The following is a 26,111-nucleotide window of genomic DNA, read 5'->3' as shown; positions in this document are numbered from 1 at the left end:
GAGAACTCAGGGTTGTGGGGTGCTTTCGGGTCGGTTTCGCCGTGGCCGGGTGGGCTCCTCGGTCGGGGACGGTTCGGTGCCGAATTTGCGCAGGCGCAGGCTGTTGGTGACCACGAACAGCGACGACAGGGCCATGGCCGCGGCGGCGATCAGGGGATTGAGCAGGCCGAAAACGGCCAGCGGCAGGGCGGCGAGGTTGTAGCCGAAGGCCCAGGCGAGGTTGCTGCGGATGGTGCGCAGGGTGCTGCGGGCCAGTGTGATCGCGTGGGGCACGACGTCGAGCCGGTCGCGGACGAGGAGGACATCGGCGGCGTCCAGGGCGACGTCGGTGCCGGAGATCACGGCGAGGCCGAGGTCGGCGCGGGCGAGCGCGGGGGCGTCGTTGATGCCGTCGCCGACCATGGCCACGGTGCGGCCCTGGGCTTGCAGGGCGGCGATGGTGGTGGACTTGTCGGCGGGCAGGACTTCGGCCCGGGTCTCGTCGATGCCGACCGTGTCGGCGACGGCTCGTGCGGTGGCCGCGTTGTCGCCGGAGAGCAGCACGGTGCGCAGCCCGAGGCGGTGCAGCGCCGCGACCATGGGGGTCGCCGAGGGCTTGACCGTGTCGGTCAGGGCGAACACGCCCCGGGCTTGCCCGTCCACCGCCACGGCCACGGTGGTGCGCCCCTGGCGTTCCCAGTCGGCGCGTTGGGTGTCGAGTTCGGGGGGCAGGGCGCTGCCGCGCTCGCGCAGCAGCCGGGCCGATCCCACCAGCACCGCGTGACCGTCCACGGTTCCGCCGGCGCCCAGTCCGGACAGGCTGGTGAAGTCCTCCACCGCTGCCGGGGGGCCGAGTTCTTGCCGGGCCAGGGCGCTGATCGCGTGGGCCACGACGTGCTCGCAGGCGTCCTCGACGGCGCCGGCCTGGTGCAGCAGTGTGGCGGCGTCGGTGTCCGCGGTGGTGTGCAGGTCGACCACAGCCATGCGGCCGGTGGTCAGCGTGCCGGTCTTGTCCAGCACCACGGTGTCGATCGCCCGGGCCGACTCCAGCGCCTGGTGGCCCTTGATGAAGATCCCCAGCTGGGCTCCGCGCCCGGTGGCGGCCAGCAGCGCGGTCGGGGTGGCCAGGCCCAGCGCGCACGGGCAGGCGATGATCAGCACGGTCAGGGCTGCGCTGAAGGTCTGCTCGAGTGGCGCCTCGAGCAGCCACCAGCTCAGGAAGGTCAGCGTGGCCAGCAGGCACACGGCGGGCACGAACCATCCGGAGATCCGGTCGGCAAGCCGCTGCACCCGGGCCTTGTCGGTCTGGGCCTGCTCGACCAGTCGCCGCAGCTGGGCCAGCTGGGTGTCGGCGCCCACGCGGGTGGCGCACACCACGATCCGTCCGCTCGTGGCGATCGTGCCGCCCACGACCGAATCTCCCGTCGAGGCTTCGACGGGGACCGATTCGCCGGTCATCGTGCTGGTGTCCACGGTGCAGTGCCCGTGCAGCACGTCGCCGTCGGTGGCGATGGTCTCTCCGGGGCGGACCACGAAGTGGTCGTCGAGGCGCAAGTCGCCGATCGGGATGCGGTGTTCGTGGCCGTGCTCGTCCAGCACGGTCACGTCCTTGGCGCCGAGAGAGGCCAGTGCTCGCAGGGCTCCGCCGGCGCGGTGCTTGGCCTTGGCTTCGAGCATGCGTCCGGCGAGCATGAAGATGGTCACCGCGGCGGCCACGTCGAGATAGACCGATCCGGCCGGCTGCAGGAGCAGACCGACGAGGTCGTTGCCTGCGGTGGAGGTGTGGCGGTAGGCGAAGATCGTGTACACCGACCAGCAGGCGGCCGCGGTGATGCCGAGGGAGACCAGGGTGTCCATGGAGGTGGCACCGTGGCGGGCGTGCAGCAGGGCTTGGCGGTGAAACGGCCAGGCGGACCAGGTCACCACCGGCAGGGTCAGCGCCAGCAGCATCCACGGCCACCCGGGGAACCGCAGCGAGGGCACGAGGGCCAGTGTGATCGACAGGTTGGTCAGCGGCACCCCGCAGAGCAGCGCCACCATGAGGCGGCGCCACAGGTACCGGACCCGCTCCTGCGGGTCGGCCTCGTCCGGTGTGTCGGGTTCGACGACCTCGGCCTGGTACCCGGCTGTTTCGACCTGCTTGAGCAGCCGCTCCACGGGGACCTCGTTCGAGGTCTCGATGGTGGCCTTTTCGGTGGCGTAGTTGACGCTGGCCGACACGCCGTCGAGCTTGTTGAGCTTGCGTTGCACCCGCGTCGCACAGGAGGCGCACGTCATTCCCGCAACAGCCAGTTCCACCGAGCGCATCTCGGATCGGGACTGCTCGGGTGGCGACATCGAGGTCATCCGCATCTCACTTCCTTCGAGCTCTCCGTGGGCGAAGCGTGGCACCACGCGTCGCCCACGGCGCTCGTCACTGTGTCCGTCCCGACCGGCCGCGTCGTGCCGACGGTGGCGCTGTCCCGGGGCGCCGCACCGATGTGCGGGGGCGTCGTCACGGCTGGTTCTCCTGCTCGGAGCGGTGTGGGGAGGAGTGTCCCGGGCTGTGGTGCAAGCGGGCGAGCATGGCGTTGTAGTCGGCCAGTGCCTGCTCGTCGGCGTCGACGTCGTCGGCGTTGTCCAGCGCGGGCGCGGTACCCGTTGCGGTGTGGGTCAGGGCGCTGCGGCGGGCCGACTCCAACCACGAGCCGAATCCGGTTTCCGGGCCGCTGGTGCGCAGCCAGATCCTGACGGTGATCAACGCCAGGACGGCCATGGTGGCATCGCCGAAAAACCACATGATCGCTCCGGCGAGGTGTTGGTCGGCCAGCAGCGTCGGGCCCCATTCGGGCCGCGCCAGGCGGTAGGCCGGGGCGAAGGGCTGCGGGGCCATCATGAGCACGACCCCGACCAACGTGTCCGGCAGCATTCCCGCCATGAGCACCACCACCCGCAACGCGTGCGGGAAGTGCTGCCACCGGGTGGGTTCCCCTCCGAGCAGGGGCAGGAAGAGCAGGTAACCGCTGACCAGGTACAGCGCGATTTCGAGATGTTGTAGCCACGGGTGTTGCAGTCGTGCTTGGGCGAAGACCGTCAGGTGGGTGATCACCAGCACGGCGGCGTAGAACACGAACGAACTCGCGGGATGCGTGACCATGCCCACGGCGCGGGAGCGCAGGAACCGTTCACGTCGCTGCGAGGAGTCCCCGCCCGCGGCGACCCACAGCGACAAGGGGCGTCCCGCGATCAGCAGGATGGGCACGGCCATGATCAGCATCAGGTGCTGGACCATGTGCACCCAGACCAGAGCCTCGCTGTAGACGCCGATCCCGCTGTTGACCGCGAGGACGAACACGGCCAGCCCGGACAGGAAGGCCACCGTGCGCCACGCGGGCCACCGTCCATGACGGCGGTGCCTGGCCACGCCCGCCAGGTAGACCGCGGCCAGCACGGCCACGAGCACGTCCCACGGGGAGAGTTGCCAGGAGGTGAGCCCGGTGGCCCACGTCAGGGGCGGCAGATGCTGCGTCACGATACTCAAGCCTCACGGGTCTGTCGGGTCCGGCCGCGTCCGCTGCGAGCCCTGCTCGGCTACGGCTGTGGTGGCTACATTATGGCCAGCATGTAAGCCATGCCGGCTGCCATCACCGCCAACGTGACGCGCACCGCAACGGTGGAATGCGCGGTCAGCCCCACCACGGGGCCCGACGCGGTCTCCGGCGCGGGATCGTCCGCCAATGGTGTCACCGCGTGCTCGTGCTGCTGTGTCCGCTCCACCGCGGTCGGCGGCCCCCCGGCCGCGGCAGGGGCGGGGGCAGGGATCCGACGGGCAAACACCGGCAGTCGATCCCACACCCCGAAGGCCCATCCCAGGACCTGACCGCCCAGGTAGGCGACGAGCACCCAGGTCAACCACACCGGCCGGGCCGCCGGCGCCAGCAGCATGTACGCCATCGCGAACATGTCCACTGCGGACAGCAGCCACAGGGGGTTGAGCATCCCTTCGCGGCGCCGGAACACGGCGGTGGCGGCGGCCTCAGCGACCATGATGAACACGAACAGCACCAGTCCTGCCTGGTACAACGCGGGGTGCTGCATGCGGGGCAGCAGGTACATCAGCGCCATGCCCGCGGCCATCGCCGTATGCCCGATGTGCCACCAGCGGCGCTGTCCCGGCATCGCCACGGCGTGACCGACATGCGTCACGATCACGCCGCACAACGCCACCACCCACACGATCCGCAACCACATCGGTAACAGCGGCATGCTCATTGCTGCCATATCGCCGTGCACGTTCCGCTCCCTCGCCCCGGTTACTGCTCCGCAAGATGAACTCCGTCCGTCATACCCGTCGTGGGATGCGGCCGTTCAGTTCCCGGTGCGCTCCCATGAGCTGGGTCACGGCACGAGCCGGGTTCATGCGTGTCGTCCCCGGCTCAGTTCGGCGCCGGTCAGTTGCGGTGTGGCGCCGGCCTGGTGCAGCTTCGCGCGGAGCGAGGTGGTTTTGCCCGCCAGGGCCGTGGTGACACGGCGGTTGATCAGCGGGAGGCGCGACATCCGCAGCACGGCCCGGCGCATCTGCAGCTGCAGTGCTGTCTCGGGTACGAATGTGCGGGCGCCGGCACGGCCGACCTGCTGTTTTTCTTCCGCCACCGGGCGCCACAGTTCCTCGTACCGAGCCAGCGCATGGCCGATCGAGGGTGACCGGGCCAGCTGGTCGGCCAGCAGGTACGCACCGGCGATGCCCAGCGAGGCGCCTTGGCCTGCCACCAGCGAGACGGCAGAGCAGGCATCGCCGAGCAGCACGACTCGCCCTGTGCTCCAGCTGGGCATCTCGATCTGGGCGACCTGGTCGTAGTAGATCTCCGAGGGTGGTGGGCACCGGTCGAGTGCCTCGGGCACCACCCATCCCAGACCGCGGTAGGCATCGAGCACAGCTGCCCGGGCGTCGTCCGGCAATGCCGGATTCGGTGTGCGGTGCACGCCGAAGGCCACGACGCGTTCGTCGCCGAGAGCGTAGAAGCCCATCTGCCTGCCGGTGGTGTCGGTGAGGCAGGCCCGGTCCTGAACCGCTGCGTGGATGTTCGGGGAGTCGAACGAGAACGCCGCGGTGTGGAAACCGAGGTAGCGGAAGAACCGTGCCTCGTCGCCGAACACCATTCGGCGTACGGTCGAATGGATGCCGTCGGCTCCGGCGAGGAGGTCGGCCTCGAGTTCCGTGCCGTCGTCGAGCGTGATCCGGACTCCGTCGCCGTGATCGGTCACGGCGGTCGGGCCGGTGCCGAACCGCAGGTCCACTTCCGGGGGCAGCTGTTCGCGGAGCACGTGTTCGAGGTCGGGGCGCATGATGTTCAGCAGCGGCCCGGTGGTGAACTGCGTGGGCCGCACAGCGGCGCGGCGGCGCCCGTGCTCGTCGACGAAGTTCGCCTCGGCGATGTGGTAAGCGACCGCCTCGATCGCAGGAACCAGGCCCATCAACTCGGCCGCGTCGTAGCCCGGGCCGAAGAAGTCGATCATGTATCCCTGTTTCCGGGGACCGGGTGCCCGCTCCAGCAGCACGACCTCACCGCCGAGCGTCGAGATCCGGTTCGCCAGGGCCAGACCGGCGATCCCGGCGCCGCAAATGACCACCTTCATCAGTGTTCCTCCGTGGAAGTGCTCAGCTGACGAGCCTGCGCAGGACGGCCGTGACGGGGCCGAGGTCCGGTCCGGCACCCAGGCCGCGGTGCAGGATCAGACCGTCGACCGCAGCCAGCAGCACCTCGGCGGTCTCCTCGGGTGCGGACACCCCGTGCTCGCCCAGCCGGCGGCCGAACCGCTGCCGGAACCCCGTGATCATGCCGCCGATCTCCTCGCGGAGCCGCTCGTCCCGGGTGGCCGCCAGGTATGCCTCGATGAACAGCAGTGAGGCCGGATCCTCTCCGGTGTACTGGCCCGCCGAGGCGAGGATCGACTCGATCGCCTGAGCAGGGCTGCGTGCGGTGTCCAGGACATCCTCCACCTCGGCCAGTACCTGCCGCATGGAGTCGACCACGGCCTCGTTGAGCAAGGCGGACAGGGACGGGAAGTGGTAGTGCACCACGCTCGGAGTCACCCCGGCACGCTCGGCGAGGCTCCGGGTGCTCACCGCCGCCCAGCCACGCTCGGGAATGAGCTCGACCGCGGTGGCCAGCAGCCGTTGCCGCACCTCACGCCCGCGCTCCGCCGCCGGAGAAGTCACGTGCCCTCCTTGCAGGGCGATCGTCCTGAACAGTTGCCCTGTACGACTGCCCTGATACTAGGGTGTGGGTACGCCGAGAGCAACTCGTCGTGGATCGCCGGTCGTCGAGCGGGGGGCGTCCTGTGGTGGACGGACTTTCGAGGTAGGCGACAATCGGTGGCCGATGCGGTTGGCACGGGCATCGGTGTCATGGGTAGCGAGGAGAGGACGCGATGGTGAACGGGCACGTGCAGATCGGTGAGGTCGCTGAGCGCACCGGCCTGTCGTTGCGGACGATCCGCTACTACGAGGAGGTCGGCCTGGTGGTGCCGAGCGCGCGCAGCCAGGGCGGCTTCCGGCTGTACGCCGAGTCCGACATCGAACGGCTGGGTGTGATCAAGCGGATGAAGCCGCTGGGATTCCAGCTCGACGAGATGCGGGAGCTGCTGGGCATCCTCGACGCCGCCCCCGACGCCGAGTCCGGGCAGGAGCAGCGGCGCCGTCTGCGGGAATTCCGGGAGAAGGCCGAGCAGCAGTGCCGCAGCCTGCGGGAGCAGCTGGACATCGCCGAGGACTTCGCCGCCACGTTGCGCAAACGCCTGGCCGAGGACTGACCCCGGCAAGGCGTCTTCGTCGGTTGCCCGCAGCGTGCTTGGCCGCTGCCTGCGTATCCGAATGATCGGACTTCGGAGATGTGCGTGTCCACGCTGCCGGGCACGGCGGCGCGGGAAGGGACCGCACGGGCGGCAGCGAGAACGCGGTACCGCCCGTGCGGCGATCCGGTCAGTGGCCGCCGAGGGTGCCTGCCAGCGCGGCGTGGCGCTTCTCGCTGGACTTGTTCATGCCGGTGATGGTCAGCGTGGTGCCGCGGGACTCGTACTTGGTGGTGATCGCGTCGAGCGAGGCCACGGTGGAGGCGTCCCAGATGTGCGCCTCGGACAGGTCGATGACCACGTTGGCCGGGTCATTGGCGTAGTCGAACTGGAACACCAGGTCGTTGCTGGAGGCGAAGAACAGCTGCCCGGTCACCCGGTAGATCTTCGTGCTGCCGTCGGGGTCGAGCACGCTGTCCACGGACACCAGGTGGGCGACCCGGCGGGCGAAGAGCACCATCGCCACCAGGACACCGACGACGACGCCGATGGCGAGGTTGTGGGTGAACACGGTGACCGCCACGGTGGCGACCATGACCGCGGTCTCGCTCTTGGGCATCTTGCGCAACGTTTTCGGCTGGATGCTGTGCCAGTCGAAGGTGCCCACCGAAACCATGATCATGACACCGACCAGCGCGGCCATCGGGATGAGCGCGACCACCTCGCCGAGCGCGAGCACGAGGACGAGCAGGAAGATCCCGGCGAGGAAGGTGGACAGCCGGGTGCGGGCACCGGATTTCACGTTGATCATCGTCTGGCCGATCATGGCGCAGCCGCCCATGCCGCCGAAGAAGCCGGTGACGATGTTGGCCACGCCCTGACCCCAGGATTCGCGGGTCTTGTCGGAGTGGGTGTCGGTGATGCTGTCGACGAGCTTGGCCGTCATCAGCGATTCCATGAGACCGACCAGTGCCATCGCCAGTGCGAACGGAGCGATGATGGTCAGGGTCTCGAAGGTCAGCGGCACGGCGGGAATGCCGAGCACGGGCAGGCTCTCGGGCAGCGTGCCCTGGTCACCGACGGTGGGCACGGTCACGCTCGCGATGATGGTGAAGGCGGTGAGCACGACGATCGCCACCAGCGGCGCCGGGATCGCCGTGGTCAGCCGGGGCAGGCCGACCATGATGGCCAGACCGCCCGCGAGCAGCGCGTAGACGCTCCAGGGCACGTCGGTCAGGTAGGGCAGCTGGGCGGTGAAGATGAGAATGGCCAGGGCGTTGACGAACCCGACCATGACGCTGCGGGGCAGGAAGCGCATCAGCCGGGCGACGCCGGCCGCGCTCAGCAGTACCTGCAGGACTCCGCCGAGGATGACGGTGGCCACCAGGTACTCGACACCGTAGTCGCGGGCCACGGGGGCCAGGACCAGCGCGATCGCGCCGGTGGCTGCCGAGATCATCGCCGGCCGCCCACCGGCGAACGCGATCGTGACGGCCATGGTGAACGAGGCGAACAACCCCACCCGCGGGTCCACCCCGGCGATGATGGAAAACGAGATGGCCTCGGGAATCAGCGCGAGGGCGACGACGAGCCCGGACAGCACCTCGGTGCGCAGGACTCGGGGCGACAACCACGAGGGACGGGTACGCAGGACAGCAGGAAGCGACATCATCTTCTTTCGTCAGGTGGTGGAAGCGGAAAAGATCCCCAGGGGGAGCCACACCGACGGGGCTCCCAGCGAACGCGATCGACTCTACCCTGACGTCAGCGCAGGGATGGGAAAAATGTGATCCACGTCGGTCTGTGACGCATCTCCCCGTGTGCTCTGCAGATCCCTCTGGAGGGACGTGGCATGTCCCTGCGTGGAGCTCCATGATCGAGGCCCGGTTCGGTTCGCCTCGCGAGCGGTCCGGCCGGATCTTGGTAGTTGTGCGGTGAGTTATTGGGACGGGGACATGCGCTCGGCGAGGGTATCGGCGAGTTCGCCGATCTCGGTGGCCTGTTCGAGGCGCTCCAGCCACGCCGAAGGCAGCGCTTGGATGCCGGTGCGGGCCGTGGTCAGGGCGGCGGCCATGGAGGCGATGGTGTCGGTGTCGCCGCCGGCACGGAGGGCGTAGCGGATCGTTTCGGCGGGTTGGTCGGGGTACTGCAGGAAGGCCAGCAGGGCCAGCGGTACCGAAGTGAAGGCGGCGGCGTCGTTGCCGAGGTGACTTGCGGCGACGGCTGGTGAGGCGCTGTCGAGCAGGGTGCGCACCGTGTTCAGCCGCGTTCGCCAGTCGGTGCGTTCGACGGTGCGGGCGAGGTGGTCGAGGAAGGCTTGCCGGTCCAGGGGTGTGCCCGGATCGCTGTTCAGAGCCAGGAAGGCTGCGCAGGCCTGCAGCATGGCCCCGTGCCGGCCGTGGTGGTGGGCGTGGGTGACCACGGCGCTGCGGCGGGCGAGTTCGATGGCGTGGCTGGGGCCGGTGGCCACCAGGGCGATCGGGGCCACGCGCATGGCCGCCCCGTTGCCGTAGGAGCCTTGCCCGCCGAAGCAGTCCTCGGAGGCCTGCCGCCACGGGGTGCCGGTCAGGATGCGCTCGAAGATTTCGCGGCTGCCCGCGCCGTAGCCGCGCCAGGGTTCGCGGTGCCACTCCCGGGCCAGTTCGGTGGCCAGGGCGTCCTCGTCGACGGATACCAGGTTCGAGCGTGCGGCGAGATGGCGTGCCAGGACCAGCGTCAGCGCGGTGTCGTCGGTGTAGCGCAGCCGAGTAGTGGCACGTTCCTGCCGCACGAGATCATCACCGTCGACGCTGCGATGGCCTTCGAAAGCCGCTCCCAGGGCATCGCCGACGGCGACGCCGAGCAGGAGTCCGCGGGCCTTTCGCAGGCTGTCACTCATGCAAGTATTGTGCGCCGCTCGGGTGAGCAGCAGCAGCGGCCGATGCTGCAAACCCGCAGCAGCCCTCCCGGAGGGAGCTACTGGCAGACTCGGTGTTGCGGGCTGCAGTGGGTGTCGATCAGTGTCTGTGCGGCGGTTTTGGCGTGCTTGCCTGCGCGCTGTGGAGGACTCTGCAGGGAGGCTGCCACGATTGCGCTGTCTGCGAGAACGAGCGTTCTCTGTCGAGGGAGGATCATGACGGAACGGCCCCCGCTTCCACCGTTCACCGAGGCCACGGCTCGAGAGAAGGTCCAGACGGCCGAGGACGCCTGGAACACCTGCGATCCCGAACGGGTCGCGCTGGCCTACACCGAGGACTCGGTGTGGCGCAACCGTGACCGGTTCGTGACCGGCCGCGCCGAGATCGTCCGGTTTTTGCAGGACAAGTGGAGCCGCGAGCTCGACTATGCGTTGCGCAAGGAACTGTGGGCGTTCCAGGGCAATCGGATCGCGGTGCGGTACCAGTACGAATGTCGCGATGGGCAGGACCAGTGGTGGCGCTGCTACGGCAACGAGCTGTGGGAGTTCGCCGACGACGGGCTGATGCGGCGCCGCGAGTCCAGCATCAACGACGTGCCCATCGACGAGGCCCAGCGGCGCATTCACGGCCCGCGCCCACAGGCCGAACACGGAGCACCTCTCCCGCTGCAGTAGCCGCGTTCTGCGCAGGTGCACCGGGCGCAGTGGTGCAATGCCCACCCAGCTCCTGCACGCGTTGTGCGGGAGCGAGGCACCGGCTGAGCCGGGGACTCGGCCGTCGGCTCGGATGTGTTCGCACCGCCACTCGGGTCACTGTGGAATCCGGCGCCCGTCTCGGGCTCTGAACGTGGAACTGCGCCGTGGCTCCTTTGGGTGGTTCAGGTGCGGTGGATCTCTTCGACTTCGGCTTCGGCGGCTTCGGCTTCTTCCTGGGCGATTTCGGCGCGAATCGCAGCGTGCCTGGTGCGGCGAGCGGCCCGGGAATCGTCGAAGTGGGTCATGATCCGGCCTCCTTGTTCTCGAGGTGGTCGCGCAGGTCGGCCCCACGCGTCTTCACACGCTGTGACGCCGGAGAAGTCTTCCTGATCGACGATGACGGTGCGCGGCCGGCGGTGACGCGGACGCGCCGGCCATTCCGTCATGTCGTGCTGGTTCGCCGGTCGGCGTAGTGGTTTCGTTACCCGCCGGCTGCAATGCTGCGACGCCTCACCTCGAGGATGCCCATAGTGCTGCCTGCGCCCTCTGGAGGAGTGATGACCGGTCTCGACTTCGTCGCTGTCGATGTCGAAACGGCCAATGCCCGGCGTGGCTCCGTCTGTGCTCTCGGGCTCGCGGTGGTGCAGGGCGGGCAGGTGACGGACACGCACTCGTGGTTGTGCCGGCCGCCCGAACAGTTTGATCACTTCGATCCGCACAACATCGCCATTCACGGCATCCACCCCGAGCACGTCGCAGGCGAGCCGCCGTTTCACCAGCGCATGAGTGAAGCTCTTGCGGTGATCGGCGACCGGCCGGTGGTGGCGCACAACGCGGCCTTCGACGTGGGAGCACTGCGGGAGGCCTGTGACGCCGAAGGGCTGCGGTGGCCCACCCTGCGGTACGGCTGCACCCTCGTGTGGTCCCGGCGCGAACTGCAGCTGGCCAATTACCGCTTGCCCACGGTGGCCGGCGAACTCGGCATTTCCCTCGAGCGGCATCACGAAGCGTCCGAAGACGCCGCAGCGTGCGCGCAGATCCTGCTGGCCCTGGCCGGCAAGCGCGGCAGCCGGACGGTCGAGGACTTCGCGACCACCACGGGAACCCGGCTCGGCACCCTCACCTCGGAGAAGTGGCGCGGATGCGGAGTCGTGCCCACGAGCAACGGCCGCGGTGACTGGATCCGTCGGGATCCGGACATTCCCCCGGCCAACACCGAGGCCGATCCCGCCCATCCTCTCTACGGCCAGGTCGTCGTGATCACCGGGGACCTGAGCATCTCCCGGCAGGAAGCCTGGAGCGCCGTGGCCGAGACCGGCGGGATCCCGAACAAGGACGTCACCAAACGCACCACCCACCTCGTCATCGGCGACGGATTCACGGGCGGCTCCCTAGACGGGTTCACCACCGGCAAGGTGACCAAAGCACTGACATGGCAAAGCAAAGGACAGAAGATCGAAATTCTCACCGAAGCCGAGTTCACCGCGCTCCTCACCGGACGAAGCACTTCGGAGAACCACCAGGGCATGTCAGGGTGATCCTTCGGGGAAGAGCCATTCCACGAATGGAAGGCATGTGCAAAGTACAGGTGGTTGTGTTGGGCAATTCCACTTCTTATGAACCGGTCCTTGTTTCGTGGGATCGCGCCCGAATTACTCGGAGAGCTCGATAATGCTAGCACTTCCTGTATAGGTATGGGGAAGTCGATCAGAGAGGATGTCACGTGACAATGGGAGCACATGCATATCCGTGGGACATCACGGTTGGTGAAGTTGTTCGCCGCAGTCAGGTGCACGAGCGATTTGGTGGATCAAGGCAGTCAGGGATAGCGCCCGCGCCAAAGACGGGAAACATCTTACTCTTTACTGGAGAAGTGGGTAAGGAGTACGGCTACAACTTTGACGAATCCCGGGTCGATGGGTCCTTTATGTACACGGGTGAGGGTCAGGAGGGTGATCAGCAGCTGACACGAGGAAATAAGGCAATTCTTCGAGATGGCGTGGCATTGCGCCTCTTCGAGTCAGCCGGTCATGCACAAGTTCGATACTTAGGAGAGTATCAGCCGGATCCTGTTCAGCCATACTCTGTTGAGCAAGCCCCTGACCGCAACAGCGAAGTGCGCAACGTTCTCGTCTTCAGGCTCTGGCCGATTGACCAGGTCCCCTCTGTTGTCTCGGCCGAGGAACCTCAGGTCACAGAACTTCCCGTCGAGAGCCAAGATGCTGAGGCGCTTAATTCCAGCTCCATTGCTGGCGCCACGGAAGCAGAGCTCCGTAAAGCTGGACTTGTTCGGCGTTACCAATCGTGGTTAACCCAAAATGGTGGAGAGCTCGTCCGTCATGAGATCCAAGTACCTGGCACGGTGCGACCACTGTACACTGACCTTTTCGACAAGGTTACCGGCGAACTCATCGAAGCAAAAGGCTCAGCAGCGAGGCACTACATGCACCTCGCTCTTGGTCAACTCCTTGACTACGCGCGCTTTGTTGAGCACACAAGCTTGGCTATTCTCGTGCCCTCGCACCCCTCGAATGACCTTGTGCAACTGCTGGAAAAGCAGGGTATTAGCTGCATCTACGAATTGCCGAATGGCCACTTTGCTCGAGCGAGTTCACTCCCTGATTAGACACTGACCGTGCTGATGGGGCCGAGCACGGGTCCAGCACCACGGATGAAGCAAACAACGGAAGCTGGTCTGCATCCGCGTTGTCCGGTCCCTCGTTTGCCGGCTTTTGTGAGCAACTGACCCAAGGTCAGCTTGCGAGCCTTCGGGTTCGGAGCTCTGATCGCGCTCTCGGTGGTGCTCGTACTGTCCCCACTCGTGGCGACCGTGCACCGTGTTCCCTTCCGGATGATTGCTTCGCACTGCACGGCTGGATCGTGCACGTGGCAGAACCCGGAGGGCCGAGCTTCGATCGGGCATGGCTTACCGGCCTTCGTGGTTGCGGCGCACGTCATGCGTTCAGCTTGGCACAGCGGGGAACTTCCCGAAGGGAACGTAGCTTGGCTCTCCGGCCGGTCGCTTGGCTTCAGCTCTGGCAGGTTGCTATCGCCTGCCCACCTGCCTTCTGTGCTGCTTTCAGCGAGCTATGAGAAACGGTTACGAGGTGCGACCTACTCTCGGTCCTCACGCATCCTTCGGGAATGCTCCCGGAGTTGCTCCCTCGCCGTCTCCAGTCTGAACCGAGCCTGCCCGCCCGGTGTGTACAGCTCAGGCTCCAAAATCCCCGCACTGACATAGCGAGCGATCGAGCGGCGGCTTACGCCCAGCTCGTCGGCAAGCTGGCTGCTCGTCAGGAGTTTAGGTGCCACATGGCGACCGTGGCACGAATGGCTCAATTGCGCGTCGTTGTCTGTCCCCGTCCAGCGCTGTTGCGTTATGATGGCTCACATAAGTCACGTTGTCTCAGTTTGGAGAACTGGTGGCCAGCACGGACGCGAGCGCACTGCATTACTGGCATCCGATCCCTGCCGATGGCAGGCGGCACGCCTTCCGGGGTGGCCGCCGGTGGGATGGCAGGGCATCGGCCACAACCGTGTGCGGTGCCGAGGTCGCCATGGCGGCGGTGAGTGAGATGGATTGGATCTACCGGCCCACCTGCGGGTATTGCTGGCAGCGGCTCATCGACGAGCAACGCGAGCGCGACCGCGCGGCCGGTCGTGGATAGTGCGGGCATGACCAGCCGAGCAGCGCGTCTGGCGGTTCTGCTGCGCCGGGCGCAATGGGAACTCGACGATGTGGCTCATGCCTTGCCGGAAGGTCGGGTGAGTGGTGCGCAGTGCCGGACGTTGGCCGAGGGCTTGGAGCAGTTGGCCGGAGCGCTCCGGGACCATGCCGCAGACACATCGGAGAGCGCAGGCGTTCGTTCGCACTGATCAGGCAGCTCAGCAGGGCAGGAAAACACTCCGTTGGAGCGGCGAAACGGTGGCCGCTCCGGCGGACGGCAGTGCCATCGCCGTACTCGGCAGTTCTCGTGCCGCCGCCGTCTCTCACTCCGCAGTCGAACGAGGTCGCGCTGCGCAGCACGGAGGAACCGAGGTATGCCTGTGGGCAGATCCCCGTGGTAGCAGGATGACCGTGCTGTTCGTCCTCTCGGCAGGGCCGGCTCGGCAGAGCCGGCCCCGCCGGCCGATGTTGCCTACAGGCGGATGGACTTCTTGTTCATGAATTCCTCCATGCCGAGCGGGCCGAGCTCTCGACCGATGCCGGAACGCTTGATGCCGCCGAAGGGAAGATCGGCCTGCGAACCGCCGGCTCTGTTCAGATACACCATGCCCGCCTCGATCTGCTCGGCGACGCGGCGTGCTCGCTCCCGGTCGGTGCCGAACACGCTGGCGCCCAGCCCGAACGGTGTGTCGTTGGCGAGCGCGACCGCTTCGTCCTCGGTTCGTGCGCGGAAGACCAGCACGACCGGACCGAAGATCTCCTCGGTGTAGGCATCCATCTCGGGAGTCACGTCGGTCAGCACGGTGGCCTCCAGGTAGGCACCGGGCCTGTCGACGCGGTGGCCACCGGTGCGCAGCGTCGCGCCCTGACTGACGGCTTTCTCGACCTGAGCGGCCACCTCGTCGGCCGCCTCGGCGGAGGCCAGCGGCGGCAGCTTCGTCTCCGGGTCCGCAGGGTCACCCGGCAGGTAGTGCTCGGCCACGTGCTCGGTCAGCCGGTCGACGAACTCCTCGTAGATGTCGTCCATGACGATCATCCGCTTCGGCGCGTTGCACGACTGGCCACAGTTGCGCATCCGCGCCGTCGCGGTGGTCTTCACGGTGGCGTCCATGTCGTCGGTGTCCAGCACGATCAGCGGGTCGGACCCGCCGAGCTCCAGGACCGACTTCTTCAGATTCCTGCCCGCCTCGGCGGCGACGGAGATCCCCGCCTGCTCACTGCCGGTCAGCGACACCCCCTGGATGCGCGAGTCCGTGAGTATCCACGGGATCTGCGAGCTGGAGGCGAAGGTGTTCACATACGCGTCTTCGGGCACTCCCGCATCGTGCAGGATCTGCGCGATCGCGGTCGCCGACCGCGGGCAGATGGACGCGTGCTTGAGCAGGATCGTGTTGCCGAGCACCAGGTTCGGCGCCACGAATCTGGCGACCTGGTAGCACGGAAAGTTCCACGGCATGACACCGAGCAGCGCGCCGATGGATTCCTTCCTGATGACCGCCTCGCCGCCGTTGATCGGCAGCGGCTCGTCCGCCAGCAGCGTCGGACCGTTGTCCGCGTAGTAGTTGAAGATGTCGACGACGATGCCGATCTCGCCGCGGCCCTCGTTGATGCGTTTGCCCATTTCCTGCGTCATGATCGCGGCCAGCTCGTCGGCGCGTTCGGCGAACAGTTCCGCCGCACGCGAGGCGATCTTCGCGCGCTCGGCGACCGGTCGACGCCGCCACGACGCGTACCCGTGGTGGACGCGCTCGATCGCCGCCCGGACCTCCTCATCGGTGGAGTTCTTGATCTCCTCGACCAGTTCGCCCGTGGTCGGGTTGGTGACTGTGTACATGGAGCGTAGGCCTCCATTCTCTGCGGCACAGTGCGCGGATCAACACTAGCTCAGTAATAGCATACTGTATACACATTACGGTTGGTTCTGTGCGACCCGCCGGCTCGGGGGAGTGGTGTGCCTGCCCGCCGAGGCGCTGTCGCTCGCGGCGGACAATCTCGAGGAGTGCGTGAGCCGTTCTGCGAGACCTGTTCCAAGAGCGTTGTCGATGATGCACAATGCTCGTGCGAGGAACGCCGGGAAGGAGCGTCACCATGCACAGCGTGCCGCCGGTTCCGCGAGGTGCCGAATGAGCGGTGCGCTCGAGCGGCGCCTGGTTCCGGCCGACGATCCCGGCGCCGAGGAAGTGTTCTCGCTGGCTGCGCTGGTCAGCGCCCGTCTTCAGCACCGCTTCGCCGAGCTGAACGCGAGCATGAACACGGCGATCGAGGACGCGATCGAAAGCCTCGACGATCCCGAGCTGACCGACATGCTGCACGCCAGCGTCGAGGGCAACATCGCCACGATCCTGCACATGATCGGGAACAACATTCCGCTCGAGCACATGCAGCCGATCACCGCCGCGACCGAGTACGCGATCCGCCTGGCCCGCGCCGGTGTGCCCTCGGCGTCGCTGCGACGCGCCTACCACATCGGCTCCGACGACATGCTGGCCAACATGTTCGAGGAGATCCAGCAGCTGGATTGCTCGTCCGATCTGAAGCTGCGGCTGCTGCACCACCTCGCGGGGTGGATGCACAAGTACGTCGATTGGATCACGGGTGTCGTGCTGGACGCCCACGAGCAGGAGCGACGGGCACTTCTCGAGCGGGCTGCCAGTGAGACCTCGACACTCGTGCACCGGGTGCTCGAGCGCCACACGATGAATGCCGCCGAATTCGCGGCGAAGACGGGATACCGGCTCGATCAGACGCACATTGCGGCGGTCCTGTGGATCGAGGGGATCAGCCAGGGAGCCGACCAGGCCGACGTTCTCTCGTCGCTGGCCACCACGGTGGCCACGGCGCTGGGCAGCGTGGTCCCGCCCTTGTGCACGCCTGTCGACCGCAGCACGGCATGGGTCTGGATCGGGGGAGTGAACGCACCGTCGATCGATGCCGTCCGGTCGCACCCGGCCGTGCGCAAGATGCGCGGCATTCGGCTCGCGATCGGCAAGCCCGCACCGGGGGTCGAAGGGTTTCGCCACAGCCACGAGCAGGCCGAAGCGATCAAGGGCGTGGCGAGCGTTGCTTCCCCACCGCAAGGTCGCCTTGCGTACTACGGCGACGACGGCGTGGTGATCGTGGCCATGCTGGCCAGGGATCTCTCGGCGACGCGCCGCTGGGTGGGAGAGGTCCTCGGACCTCTGGGTGCCGACACCGAGGCTGCCGAGCGGCTGCGCGAAACCGTGCGCGTCTTCCTGCGCACCGGCGACAACTACGTGAAGACCTCCAAAGAGCTTGCGCTGCACCGCAACACCGTCAAGTACCGCCTCGAGAAGGCCGAGAAGGAGCGCGGTCGCCTGCTCGAGGACGGCCGGTTCGACCTCGATCTGGCGCTCCAGGTGTGTCACCTGCTCGGACACGTGGTGCTCAAGCCGCAGCCTGACTCGGCCGGTGTCACTCGGATGACTTGACCACCCGGTCTTGTGCATTTTCGCCAAATCGGCTGCTGAACTTCGTCGAAGCAGGCCGTAGGCGGACGTCCTGCCGCCCCTTAGTGTCATGTGCCACAGAGAATGCGGTGCACATCACACCGAGGAGTTGCACGATGTCTTTCGACTACCTGCCGTGGAACGCTCCTGCCGACGCGCAGGGGCATGTGGCGGTACGCGACGCTCGGGTGGAGCTGACCTACGCCGAGCTCGATGATTGGACTCGCGCGGTAGCCGGACAACTGGCCGGGCACGGGTTCGGCGCGGGCGACGTCGTGGCGATCATGCTGCCGAACCGGGTCGAGCTGCTGGTCACTTTGCTTGCCGCGTGGCGCCTGGGCGCGGCGGCGACGCCGGTGAACCCCGCGTTCACCGAGCAGGAGGCCACCTACCAGATCCATGATTCCGGCGCGAAACTCGTGGTCAACCTCGACGCCGACGCGCCCAGTGGCGGATGCCCGAGCATCGCCGTGGACGACCTGGTCCGCAACGGCGAGGGCCCGGACCCGGTCGCTGTGGTCGGCGACGAACTGAGCTTGCTGATCTACACCAGTGGTTCGACCGGTCGTCCGAAAGGCGTCATGCTCGATCATGCCAACGCCGAGGCGATGTCGTCGACGATGGCCGCGCACTTCGGTCTGACCAGCGATGATCACTGCCTGCTGGTGCTGCCGCTGTTCCACGTCAACGCCATCATGGTCAGTGCACTGTCGATTTGGCGTTCGGGCGGTCAGCTCAGCGTGGTGGGACAATTCTCGGCCGGTCAATTCTTCGACCACGTGGAAAAGCTGCGTCCGACCTATTTCTCGGCCGTTCCGACGATCTACGCCCTGCTCGCATCGCTGCCCGAGGACGTCCGCCCCGATACCTCATCGCTGCGGTTCACCGTTTGTGGTGCGGCTCCGGCATCGGAGGAACTGCTGCATCGTTGCCAAGAACGATTCGGCTTCGTCATGGTCGAGGGTTACGGCCTGACCGAGGGAACGTGCGCGTCCGCCTGCAACCCGATCGACGGAGTTCGCAAACCCGGCACCGTCGGGCCGGCGTTGCCCGGTCAAACGATCGGCGTCATGTCCGAGAGCGGAGAACTGCTGCCGGCCGGCCAACGCGGTGAGGTCGTCGTCGCGGGACCCACCGTGATGCGCGGCTACCTCAACCGCCCCGACACGACCGCCGAGACGATCCGGGACGGCTGGCTGCACACCGGCGACGTCGGTGTCCTCGACGAGGACGGCTATCTGCGCATCGTCGACCGCGTCAAGGACATGATCATCCGTGGTGGCGAGAACCTCTACCCCAAGGAGATCGAGACGGTCCTGACGAGCCTCGAGGGCGTGCTCGAAGCCACCGTCGTCGGCCGCCCCGATCCTGTCTTCGGAGAAGTACCCGTGGCGTACGTGTCGCTGTATCCGGATTCGTCGCTGACCGCGGATGACGTGCTCGAGCACTGCCGCCTGCAGTTGATGCGCGCCAAGGTTCCCGAGCACATCGAGATTCTCGAGGACCTGCCGAAGAACTCCGTCGGAAAGGTCGACAAACCTGCTCTCAGGAGCAGGCTGCAGCACATCTGACATTTCACTCCGCCTTCGACGACAACGCGAGCGTTCCTCGCGGTGACACCCCCTGCGCAATCGAGGAGCAGCAATGGGTTTCAAGACGGCAGACATGCCACCGGTCGACCCTGCGGCCTACGGCGACATGCCTTTCATGGATCGGATGCGTCTGCAGGCGACGCACTGGGCCGAATACGGATTCGGCAGTCCGAAGACGATGAACATGCTGTACGTGTACAAGCTGATCTTCTACGTTCTGGCCGGCGTCGCCATCGTCGGGATCACCACTCCCGGTCTGAGTTTCGGCGAATTCGGCGCCTGGTGGGGCGAACTGATCGTCTACCAGAAACTGATGGTCTGGACCATTCTGTTCGAAATCACCGGATACGCGTCATCGTCCGGCCCGCTGGCTTTCAAGTTCTCGCCGTTCACCGGTGGTTGGCGGTACTGGACGCGGCGGGGCACCCTGCGACTTCCTCCCTGGCAGAGGGCCGTTCCTTTCACCAAGGGCGACCACCGCACCACCTTCGACGTTGCGCTGTACTTCGCACTGCTGGCGACGTTGCTGTTCCTGCTGGTCAGTCCCGGTGTGACGACCGGTGCGCTGCCGGGCAGCGACGTGGGACTGCTGCCCCAGTGGGGTCTGCTGACCTACGTCGGCCTCATCATCGCGATGGGGCTGCGCGACCGCGTCGTGTTCCTCGCGGCCCGTTCCGAGCAGTACCTCGCGGTGATGTTCTTCTTCGGCCTCTTCAGCAGTCACGTCGACATGGTTCTTGCGGCCAAGGTCGCTCTGGTCACCGTTTGGTTCGGTGCCGGTGTCTCGAAGTTCGGGCGTCACTTCACCAATGTGGTCCCGCCGATGCTGAGCAATACGCCGTGGCTGACGTCCAAGCGGTTCAAGCGTTCGCTCTACCGCGACTTCCCCGACGACATGCGCCCCTCGAAGGTCACCTGGACCTTCGCGCACATCGGCGGCACCGTCGTCGAGCTGGTCCTGCCGCTGGTCCTGCTGTTTTCGACGAACATGGCCGTCACGTGGCTGGCGATTGCCGGCATGATCCTGTTCCACATCTTCATCACCTCCACCTTCCCGCTGGCGGTGCCGCTGGAGTGGAACGTCTTCTACATGTTCGCCCCCGTCTGGCTCTTCGCCGGTTTCCCGGCCGGTGACGGCTACGGCCTTGCCGATGTGAGCTCGCCGTGGATCCTGCTGCTGGTCTTCGCGGCCTTCGTGGCCTTCCCGATCCTCGGCAACCTGCGTCCCGACCTGGTGTCGTTCCTGCCGTCGATGCGCCAGTACGCAGGCAACTGGGCGTCGGCCCTGTGGGCATTCCGCGGTGACGAGGTCGAGAACAAGCTCAATCAGCACCTGACCAAGTTCAACGACAACCAGGTCGATCAGCTCTCCGCCGCGTACGGCAAGGAGGTCGCCGAGATCTTCATGCAGAAGGCGGTCGCGTGGCGCACTCTGCACAGCCAGGGCCGCGCGTTGATGTCGCTGATGATGCGGCACCTCGACGAGCTCGAGAACTATCGCATCCGGGAAGGCGAGTTCACCTGCACGACCCTCGTGGGGTGGCAGTTCGGGGACGCCCATCTGCACAACGAGCAGACCATCACGGCCGTGCAGCAGCGTTGCCACTTCTCCCCCGGCGAGTGCGTCGTCGTCTGGATCGAGTCGCAGCCCATTCACAGGAAAACCCAGGACTACAAGGTCATCGACGCGGCCGTCGGTGTCGTCGAGCGCGGGTACTACCATGTCGACGCCGCCGTCGAGGAGCAGCCGTGGCTGCCCAACGGGCCGATCGAGCACACCGTGACCTGGCGGATGCCCGGATACGAGCCGGCCGGGACGGCCTACTCCCACCCTGCGGTCGCCATGGATGCCAAGGAGAGTGCATGACCGACGCAGTGGTGGTGGGCAGCGGGCCCAACGGGCTCGCTGCCGCCGTCGTCCTCGCCTCCGAGGGCGTGCGGGTACGGGTACTGGAAGCGGCCGACACGATCGGCGGCGGCACCCGCAGCAGTGAGCTGACGCTGCCGGGGCTGCTCCACGACGAATGCAGCGGTTTCCATCCGTTGGCCGTCGATACGCCGTTCAGCCGGCAGTACGACCTGCAGGCTCACGGTCTGAGGTGGTTGTGGCCCGACGTGCAGTACACCCATCCACTCGACAACGGGCGAGGTGGCGCGGTCTACCGCTCTGTGGAGGAGACGGCCGCCGAGATCGGTGCCGACGGTGCTGCCTGGCGCTCGGTCTTCGGAGCACTGACCGAGCGCTTCGGCGGCATCACCGAGGACTTCCTGCGTCCGATGCTGCACGTGCCTGCGCATCCGCTGTTGCTCGCCCGGTTCGGAGCCTACGCGGCGATGCCCGCAACCCTCCTCGGGCGCCGCTGGTCCAGCCCGGAGGCGCGGGCACTGTTCGGCGGCGTCGCGGCGCATGCTCTGCGCCCCTTCGGCTCGCCGATGTCCTCGGCCATCGGGGTCGCGCTCGGCACCGCCGCCCATGCCTGCGGTTGGCCGGTCGCGCAGGGTGGATCGCAGGCGATCGCCACGACCATGGCGTCTCTGATCGAGAAGAGCGGTGGGAGCGTCGAAACCGGCGTGCGCGTCGAGTCCCTTGCCGAACTCGGCGCGCCCGACCTCGTTCTCCTCGACACGTCCCCGGCCGATGCCGTGCGCATCACCGGCGACCGGATGCCCCGGAAAACCGCCCGCGCCTACCGTCGCTACCGTCACGGGCCGGGCGCCTTCAAGGTGGACTACGCGGTCGAGGGGGGCGTGCCGTGGGCCCACGAACCGTCGCGCCGTGCCGGCACCGTGCACGTGTGCGGCTCGTTCGCCGAAACCGCCGCGGTGGAGCGGCAGGTGAACCAGGGCGTCATGCCCGACCGCCCGTTCGTGCTCGTCGGCCAGCAGTCCGTCGCCGACCCCTCTCGCTCGGCCGGAAATCTGCATCCCGTCTATACGTACGCGCACGTACCCAGTGGCTACACCGGCGACGCCACCGAGGCGATCACGGCACAAATCGAGCGCTTCGCACCGGGTTTCCGCGACACCGTGCGCGCCACCCACGTGCGCAGCACAACGGACATGTCCGTCCACAATCCCAACTACGTCGGTGGCGACATCGTCTCCGGAGCGAACAGTGCGTGGCAGCTCGTGTCCCGGCCGCGCGTGGCGCTCGACCCCTATGCCACCGGCATACCTGGCGTCTACCTCTGCTCGGCCGCGACACCTCCCGGTGCGGGCGCGCACGGCATGTGCGGATTCCACGCAGCCCGATCGGCACTCGAGTATCTGAAACACGGCACAGCCGGATCTGCGCGTGAAGCCCGAAAGAGCGCGCCGTCCGACTGAAAGGCAGACGACCATGGACCTCGAGCACTACCGGAGTCTTCCGCTGACCTATCGGGAACGGGGAGCAACGGAGGGTCGATTACCGCACGGCTATCGTCATCTCTCCGTACGACGCCGTGTGGGAACCGGCCGTGAGCTCTTCGAGACGCTTTCGCAGCATCTCATGCGCTGGGGCATGCAACGGGGCCTCGGGGTGGAGGTCGACACCACGAGTGCGCAGGTAGTACCGGATGCGGAACTCGTTCTGCGACGCGGCCCGCTGCGGATTCCGTGCCGGGTCGTCTACGTCGTGGACGAGCTCGACCGGCGCGGGTTCGCCTACGGAACGCTGCCCGGTCATCCGCTGGTCGGAGAAGAGCTGTTCGCCATCACGTACGATCCCGCCTCGGGAGATGTGTACGCCTCGGTCACCTCCTTCGCTCGCCCTGCCCACGCTTTGCTGAAAGCGTTGGGGCCTTTCGTCGGACTCGGGCAGAAACTCATGGCGCGGCTGTACCTGCGGAGGCTGGCCTCCACGTGACTGAATCGCCGTGGAAGCAACCGAGGTGTGCCAATGTTCTGAGGAATCCGAGCTGCACCGCTTTTCCGGCACTCCCCGTCACCGGGATGCGTGTCCCGGACAGTCCTGTTGCTACTCGCGTGGATCGATGATGGTGCACTGGAGGTCCGGGTGTTTGGTCAGTGCTTGGTCGCTGGTCAGCAGTGGCACCTGGAGGTATTCCGCGGCAGCGGCGTAGGCGGCGTCGTAGGCGGTCAGAGTGTGCCTGAGTTGCCAGACCCGCTCGTGCATCGCGGTCACGGGCACGAGGGTGATGTTGAGCTCGACCAGTGTGCGTCGTGCTGTGATCAGGGTGGGGGAGGGTTGGGGTTGGTTGTTGGCCATGCGCCGGAGGACGTTGAGCACCTCCATGCGGAGATGCTCGGGTCCGCTGAACTCGGTGAGCTCGCTCAGGCAATCGCGAACCGGGTCATTGCCCGGTCCGGGCAGCAATGCGTCGACCAGGGTCGAGGCGTCGATGACCGCATTGGTGATCACGAGTTCGTGCTCCGGTGTTGCTCGGCATCGCCGGCGTCCTGCTCGTCGCGCATCGCGCGGACTTCGGCGACGGAGTCCACGGGCGACATGTCGGGTTCCTGCGCGGCGATCCGGGCGAAGAGTGCGCGGTGGTGCTCACGCTGGGCCTGTTCGTGCAGAAGTGCGGTGACGTAGCGGTTCAGCGACGTGCCCTGGTTGCGTGCGGCTGTTTTGAGGATGTCCAGGTCGCTCTCGTCGACGTCACGGATGGTGAGCTTGCCAGTCACCTCTCCACAGTAGCAGGCATGGAAAGCAGTCACATAGTAGTGGCATAGTCTGACGGTATAGAATGCTGTCATCTGTCTCGCTTGGTTGCGCTCCGAGCCTGGGAGCACACACGGGGATGAGCGGTCGAACCGCCCCCCGGCGCCGAGTAGCAGTCTGCCTTGACTGTTTCGGGGGGTGGGGTGAGACTGAGGCGGCCGTTTCCGGAGGGCCCTGTGGGCGACAGAGGGGATGCCGCGTGAGTGACAGCGTGTTGACCGAATTCGGTGATGGTCTGGCCGTGATCACCCTCAACCGTCCGGAGGCGCGCAACGCCGTCGACGGCGCGGTGGTCGAGGGCATTGTCGCCGCGGTGGACGAACTCGAGTCCCGCTCCGATGTGACGGCCGGGATCATCACGGGAGCGGGTGGCACTTTTTGTGCCGGTATGGATCTCAAGGCGTTCTCCCGGGGAGAGCGCCCGTCGCTTCCCGGTCGGGGGTTCGGTGGTTTGACCGAGTGTCCGCCGTCGAAACCGTTGATCGCCGCTGTTGAGGGGTGGGCCCTGGCGGGAGGGTGCGAGTTGGCGCTCAGTGCCGACCTCATCGTGGCGGCCCGGGATGCACAGTTCGGCCTGCCCGAGGTCAAGCGTGGTCTTGTGGCCGCGGCCGGGGGTTTGCTGCGGTTGCCCAAGACGTTGCCGTACCAGCTGGCGATGGAGGCCGCGCTGACCGGTGATCCGTTCACGGCCGAGCAGGCGCAGGCGCACGGTGTGGTGAACACGGTGACCGAGCCGGGGCAGGCGCTGGCCGGTGCGCGCGAGCTGGCGGCGCGCATCGCCGAGAACGGCCCGTTGGCGGTGCGGGCGACCAAGCAGATCGTCTCGGGGGCCGTGCAGTGGACCGACGCCGAGGCGTTCGCGTCGCAATCCGAGATCGCCGCCCCGGTGTTCGCCTCCGCGGACGCGCAGGAGGGTGCCCGTGCTTTCGCGGAGAAGCGCCGACCGGTCTGGCGGGGCGAGTGAGCACGGAAGGAATCGAGCAGGCAGGGCGGCAAGTTCGGCGTCGGCGCGGTAGCGGCCGGGCCCGGATGGCCTCGGCCCGTGTGCAGGGGTTGCGAGCAAAGGAGGCGGTATGCGTGATGCGGTGATCGTGGAAGCGGTGCGGACTCCGGTGGGCAAGCGCAACGGTGCGCTGTCGGGGGTGCATCCGGTCGAGTTGTCGGCGCAGGTGCTGAGCGGATTGACCGCTCGGGCGGGGCTGGATCCTGCCGAGGTCGACGATGTGGTCTGGGGCTGTGTGGGCCAGGTCGGTGAGCAGACCATGGACATCGCCCGCAACGCGGTGCTGGCGGCGGGGTGGCCGGAAAGTGTCACCGGGGTGACCGTGGATCGGCAGTGCGGATCGTCGCAGCAGTCGGTGCATTTCGCCGCGGCCGGTTTGGTGGCGGGCCATTACGACGTGGTCGTGGCCGGCGGGGTGGAGTCGATGAGCCGGGTGCCGATCGGCTCCTCGGCGCAGGGGGCCGATCCGTTCGGCGAGCGGATGCTGCAGCGCTACGAGGGAGTCGTGCCCAACCAGGGTGTGGGTGCCGAGATGATCGCCCAGCGGTGGGGACTCAGCCGGGCCCGGGTCGACGAGTTCAGCCTGGCCTCGCACGAGAAGGCCGCGGCCGCCCAGGATGCCGGGGCCTTCGATGAGCAGATCCTCCCGGTGAGTCTGCCGGACGGCGGCGTGGTCGACCGCGACGAGGGGGTGCGTCGGGGCGGCACCGTCGAGGGGCTGGCCGGGCTCAAGCCCGCCTTCTGCGAGGACGGTGTGATCACCGCGGGCAACAGCTCGCAGATCAGCGACGGGGCGGCCGCGCTGTTGATGACCACGAGTGAGAAGGCGGCCGAGTTGGGGCTGCGTCCGGTGGCGCGGGTGCACACCGTGGCCCTGGCCGGTGACGACCCGGTGATCATGCTCACGGCGCCGATCCCGGCCACCCGTAAGGTGCTGGCCCGCAGTGGCCTGTCGCTGGAGCAGATCGGGGCCTTCGAGGTCAACGAGGCGTTCGCGCCGGTGCCGATGGCCTGGCTGGCCGAGATCGGGGCCGAGGCCAAACTGCTGAATCCGCATGGCGGGGCGATCGCGCTGGGGCACCCGCTCGGCGGTAGCGGTGCGCGGTTGATGACCACGCTGGCTCACCACATGCGCGCTGCTGGGGTGCAGTACGGGCTGCAAACCATGTGCGAGGGCGGCGGACAGGCCAACGCCACCATCCTCGAACTGCTGTGACGGTGTGCGCAGGAGAACCGGCCGGGGGCGAGCAGCGCTGCTCGCCCCCGGGTGAGGACGTCGAGGTGTACGGCTCCTTTTCTGCCGGGCCCGCACTCCGCGGAGCGGCCCGGCGCGACAATCCTCCACTCAGGACACCCGCCGGGTGAGGACTGCCC

At 67.2% G+C, this 26,111-nt stretch carries 25 protein-coding genes; 13 read left to right on the top strand and 12 right to left on the bottom strand.

What is annotated here, in order from left to right:
• Positions 1-6: 6 nt before the first annotated feature.
• From DFQ14_RS14615 to DFQ14_RS14595, 5 genes are all read right to left on the bottom strand, one after another.
• The gene (locus DFQ14_RS14615) at positions 7-2,325 is read right to left on the bottom strand and encodes a heavy metal translocating P-type ATPase (RefSeq protein WP_246195628.1); all 2,319 of its coding nucleotides are present in this window, start codon (positions 2,323-2,325) and stop codon (positions 7-9) included.
• Positions 2,326-2,473: 148 nt separating this feature from the next.
• Complete coding sequence (locus DFQ14_RS14610; protein ID WP_246195629.1) at positions 2,474-3,490, bottom strand: cytochrome c oxidase assembly protein; 1,017 nt, start codon at positions 3,488-3,490, stop codon at positions 2,474-2,476.
• Positions 3,491-3,564: 74 nt separating this feature from the next.
• Complete coding sequence (locus tag DFQ14_RS14605; RefSeq protein WP_246195630.1) at positions 3,565-4,251, bottom strand: DUF5134 domain-containing protein; 687 nt, start codon at positions 4,249-4,251, stop codon at positions 3,565-3,567.
• A 123-nt stretch (positions 4,252-4,374) separates the two neighbouring features.
• Positions 4,375-5,595, bottom strand: a complete 1,221-nt coding sequence (locus DFQ14_RS14600; RefSeq protein ID WP_114453838.1) for an FAD-dependent monooxygenase — start codon at positions 5,593-5,595, stop codon at positions 4,375-4,377.
• A 22-nt stretch (positions 5,596-5,617) separates the two neighbouring features.
• Positions 5,618-6,178 carry a TetR/AcrR family transcriptional regulator gene (locus DFQ14_RS14595; protein ID WP_246195631.1) on the bottom strand — a complete coding sequence of 187 codons (561 nt, stop codon included), beginning with the start codon at positions 6,176-6,178 and terminating at the stop codon, positions 5,618-5,620.
• Positions 6,179-6,390: 212 nt separating this feature from the next.
• Between DFQ14_RS14595 and DFQ14_RS14590 the strand changes: the two genes are divergently transcribed.
• Positions 6,391-6,771 (top strand): MerR family transcriptional regulator, encoded by a 381-nt coding sequence (locus DFQ14_RS14590; RefSeq protein ID WP_114453837.1) that lies wholly within the window; start codon positions 6,391-6,393, stop codon positions 6,769-6,771.
• Between the two features lie 169 nt (positions 6,772-6,940).
• On the opposite strand, the gene DFQ14_RS14585 is transcribed toward DFQ14_RS14590, so the two are convergent.
• Both DFQ14_RS14585 and DFQ14_RS14580 read right to left on the bottom strand, forming a co-directional pair.
• Entirely contained in the window at positions 6,941-8,422 is a 1,482-nt protein-coding gene (locus DFQ14_RS14585; RefSeq protein ID WP_420810175.1) for a SulP family inorganic anion transporter, read from the bottom strand.
• Between the two features lie 267 nt (positions 8,423-8,689).
• Positions 8,690-9,628, bottom strand: a complete 939-nt coding sequence (locus tag DFQ14_RS14580; protein WP_114453901.1) for an ADP-ribosylglycohydrolase family protein — start codon at positions 9,626-9,628, stop codon at positions 8,690-8,692.
• A 234-nt stretch (positions 9,629-9,862) separates the two neighbouring features.
• Here DFQ14_RS14580 and DFQ14_RS14575 point away from each other — a divergent pair, with 234 nt between their 5' ends.
• Positions 9,863-10,321: a nuclear transport factor 2 family protein gene (locus DFQ14_RS14575; RefSeq protein WP_114453836.1), complete on the top strand. Its 459-nt coding sequence runs from the start codon at positions 9,863-9,865 to the stop codon at positions 10,319-10,321.
• 203 nt (positions 10,322-10,524) lie between these two features.
• Here the strand turns inward: DFQ14_RS14575 and DFQ14_RS22350 are convergent, their stop codons facing one another.
• Complete coding sequence (locus DFQ14_RS22350; protein ID WP_257233724.1) at positions 10,525-10,647, bottom strand: hypothetical protein; 123 nt, start codon at positions 10,645-10,647, stop codon at positions 10,525-10,527.
• 252 nt (positions 10,648-10,899) lie between these two features.
• On the opposite strand from DFQ14_RS22350, the gene DFQ14_RS14570 reads away from it, so the two are divergent.
• Positions 10,900-11,880: an exonuclease domain-containing protein gene (locus tag DFQ14_RS14570; protein ID WP_114453835.1), complete on the top strand. Its 981-nt coding sequence runs from the start codon at positions 10,900-10,902 to the stop codon at positions 11,878-11,880.
• A gap of 191 nt (positions 11,881-12,071) precedes the next feature.
• Positions 12,072-12,968 carry an SRA domain-containing endonuclease gene (locus DFQ14_RS14565; RefSeq protein ID WP_114453834.1) on the top strand — a complete coding sequence of 299 codons (897 nt, stop codon included), beginning with the start codon at positions 12,072-12,074 and terminating at the stop codon, positions 12,966-12,968.
• Positions 12,969-13,456: 488 nt separating this feature from the next.
• Here the strand turns inward: DFQ14_RS14565 and DFQ14_RS14560 are convergent, their stop codons facing one another.
• Positions 13,457-13,654, bottom strand: coding sequence for a MerR family transcriptional regulator (locus DFQ14_RS14560; protein ID WP_246195632.1), 198 nt, complete (start codon positions 13,652-13,654; stop codon positions 13,457-13,459).
• Positions 13,655-13,764: 110 nt separating this feature from the next.
• On the opposite strand from DFQ14_RS14560, the gene DFQ14_RS14555 reads away from it, so the two are divergent.
• Both DFQ14_RS14555 and DFQ14_RS21675 read left to right on the top strand, forming a co-directional pair.
• Positions 13,765-14,010 (top strand): HC3 family zinc finger protein, encoded by a 246-nt coding sequence (locus DFQ14_RS14555; RefSeq protein WP_114453833.1) that lies wholly within the window; start codon positions 13,765-13,767, stop codon positions 14,008-14,010.
• A 7-nt stretch (positions 14,011-14,017) separates the two neighbouring features.
• Entirely contained in the window at positions 14,018-14,218 is a 201-nt protein-coding gene (locus DFQ14_RS21675) for a hypothetical protein (RefSeq protein ID WP_141921332.1), read from the top strand.
• Between the two features lie 263 nt (positions 14,219-14,481).
• Here DFQ14_RS21675 and DFQ14_RS14550 read toward each other — a convergent pair whose 3' ends face one another.
• The gene (locus DFQ14_RS14550; protein ID WP_114453832.1) at positions 14,482-15,843 is read right to left on the bottom strand and encodes an NAD-dependent succinate-semialdehyde dehydrogenase; all 1,362 of its coding nucleotides are present in this window, start codon (positions 15,841-15,843) and stop codon (positions 14,482-14,484) included.
• A 289-nt stretch (positions 15,844-16,132) separates the two neighbouring features.
• Between DFQ14_RS14550 and DFQ14_RS14545 the strand changes: the two genes are divergently transcribed.
• The 5 genes from DFQ14_RS14545 (at position 16,133) to DFQ14_RS14525 (ending at position 22,915) form a co-directional block, all read left to right on the top strand.
• Positions 16,133-17,458 carry a PucR family transcriptional regulator gene (locus DFQ14_RS14545; RefSeq protein ID WP_114453831.1) on the top strand — a complete coding sequence of 442 codons (1,326 nt, stop codon included), beginning with the start codon at positions 16,133-16,135 and terminating at the stop codon, positions 17,456-17,458.
• Positions 17,459-17,592: 134 nt separating this feature from the next.
• On the top strand, positions 17,593-19,047 hold the full coding sequence (locus DFQ14_RS14540; protein ID WP_114453830.1) for a class I adenylate-forming enzyme family protein: 1,455 nt from the start codon (positions 17,593-17,595) through the stop codon (positions 19,045-19,047).
• 73 nt (positions 19,048-19,120) lie between these two features.
• The gene (locus DFQ14_RS14535; protein WP_114453829.1) at positions 19,121-20,935 is read left to right on the top strand and encodes a DUF3556 domain-containing protein; all 1,815 of its coding nucleotides are present in this window, start codon (positions 19,121-19,123) and stop codon (positions 20,933-20,935) included.
• Positions 20,932-22,395: a phytoene desaturase family protein gene (locus DFQ14_RS14530; protein ID WP_114453828.1), complete on the top strand. Its 1,464-nt coding sequence runs from the start codon at positions 20,932-20,934 to the stop codon at positions 22,393-22,395. The genes DFQ14_RS14535 and DFQ14_RS14530 overlap by 4 nt, the downstream gene beginning before the upstream one ends.
• A 13-nt stretch (positions 22,396-22,408) precedes the next feature.
• A complete protein-coding gene (locus DFQ14_RS14525) occupies positions 22,409-22,915 on the top strand; it encodes a DUF1990 family protein (RefSeq protein WP_114453827.1) in 507 nt (168 codons plus the stop codon).
• A 111-nt stretch (positions 22,916-23,026) separates the two neighbouring features.
• On the opposite strand, the gene DFQ14_RS14520 is transcribed toward DFQ14_RS14525, so the two are convergent.
• Both DFQ14_RS14520 and DFQ14_RS14515 read right to left on the bottom strand, forming a co-directional pair.
• Entirely contained in the window at positions 23,027-23,431 is a 405-nt protein-coding gene (locus DFQ14_RS14520; protein ID WP_114453826.1) for a type II toxin-antitoxin system VapC family toxin, read from the bottom strand.
• The gene (locus DFQ14_RS14515; protein ID WP_114453825.1) at positions 23,428-23,697 is read right to left on the bottom strand and encodes a hypothetical protein; all 270 of its coding nucleotides are present in this window, start codon (positions 23,695-23,697) and stop codon (positions 23,428-23,430) included. Before DFQ14_RS14515 ends, DFQ14_RS14520 begins: the two co-directional genes overlap by 4 nt.
• Positions 23,698-23,933: 236 nt before the next feature.
• Here DFQ14_RS14515 and DFQ14_RS14510 point away from each other — a divergent pair, with 236 nt between their 5' ends.
• Positions 23,934-24,698, top strand: a complete 765-nt coding sequence (locus DFQ14_RS14510) for a crotonase/enoyl-CoA hydratase family protein (protein WP_246195633.1) — start codon at positions 23,934-23,936, stop codon at positions 24,696-24,698.
• 109 nt (positions 24,699-24,807) lie between these two features.
• Positions 24,808-25,953, top strand: a complete 1,146-nt coding sequence (locus tag DFQ14_RS14505; protein ID WP_114453823.1) for a thiolase family protein — start codon at positions 24,808-24,810, stop codon at positions 25,951-25,953.
• Positions 25,954-26,111 lie beyond the last annotated feature (158 nt).

The sequence above is a fragment of the Halopolyspora algeriensis genome, from assembly GCF_003337235.1.
Taxonomy (GTDB): domain Bacteria; phylum Actinomycetota; class Actinomycetes; order Mycobacteriales; family Pseudonocardiaceae; genus Haloactinomyces; species Haloactinomyces algeriensis.
This window is presented reverse-complemented; position numbering and strand designations above follow the sequence as displayed.

Coding starts and splice junctions, on each gene's coding strand:
- DFQ14_RS14570 (WP_114453835.1), top strand. CDS start 10,900: ATGACCGGTCTCGACTTCGTCGCTGTCGATGTCGAAACGGCCAATGCC.
- DFQ14_RS14600 (WP_114453838.1), bottom strand. CDS start 5,595: ATGAAGGTGGTCATTTGCGGCGCCGGGATCGCCGGTCTGGCCCTGGCG.
- DFQ14_RS14565 (WP_114453834.1), top strand. CDS start 12,072: ATGGGAGCACATGCATATCCGTGGGACATCACGGTTGGTGAAGTTGTT.
- DFQ14_RS14540 (WP_114453830.1), top strand. CDS start 17,593: ATGTCTTTCGACTACCTGCCGTGGAACGCTCCTGCCGACGCGCAGGGG.
- DFQ14_RS14505 (WP_114453823.1), top strand. CDS start 24,808: ATGCGTGATGCGGTGATCGTGGAAGCGGTGCGGACTCCGGTGGGCAAG.
- DFQ14_RS14590 (WP_114453837.1), top strand. CDS start 6,391: ATGGTGAACGGGCACGTGCAGATCGGTGAGGTCGCTGAGCGCACCGGC.
- DFQ14_RS14530 (WP_114453828.1), top strand. CDS start 20,932: ATGACCGACGCAGTGGTGGTGGGCAGCGGGCCCAACGGGCTCGCTGCC.
- DFQ14_RS14550 (WP_114453832.1), bottom strand. CDS start 15,843: ATGTACACAGTCACCAACCCGACCACGGGCGAACTGGTCGAGGAGATC.
- DFQ14_RS14545 (WP_114453831.1), top strand. CDS start 16,133: ATGAGCGGTGCGCTCGAGCGGCGCCTGGTTCCGGCCGACGATCCCGGC.
- DFQ14_RS14585 (WP_420810175.1), bottom strand. CDS start 8,422: ATGATGTCGCTTCCTGCTGTCCTGCGTACCCGTCCCTCGTGGTTGTCG.
- DFQ14_RS21675 (WP_141921332.1), top strand. CDS start 14,018: ATGACCAGCCGAGCAGCGCGTCTGGCGGTTCTGCTGCGCCGGGCGCAA.
- DFQ14_RS14535 (WP_114453829.1), top strand. CDS start 19,121: ATGGGTTTCAAGACGGCAGACATGCCACCGGTCGACCCTGCGGCCTAC.
- DFQ14_RS22350 (WP_257233724.1), bottom strand. CDS start 10,647: ATGACCCACTTCGACGATTCCCGGGCCGCTCGCCGCACCAGGCACGCT.
- DFQ14_RS14525 (WP_114453827.1), top strand. CDS start 22,409: ATGGACCTCGAGCACTACCGGAGTCTTCCGCTGACCTATCGGGAACGG.
- DFQ14_RS14575 (WP_114453836.1), top strand. CDS start 9,863: ATGACGGAACGGCCCCCGCTTCCACCGTTCACCGAGGCCACGGCTCGA.
- DFQ14_RS14615 (WP_246195628.1), bottom strand. CDS start 2,325: ATGACCTCGATGTCGCCACCCGAGCAGTCCCGATCCGAGATGCGCTCG.
- DFQ14_RS14580 (WP_114453901.1), bottom strand. CDS start 9,628: ATGAGTGACAGCCTGCGAAAGGCCCGCGGACTCCTGCTCGGCGTCGCC.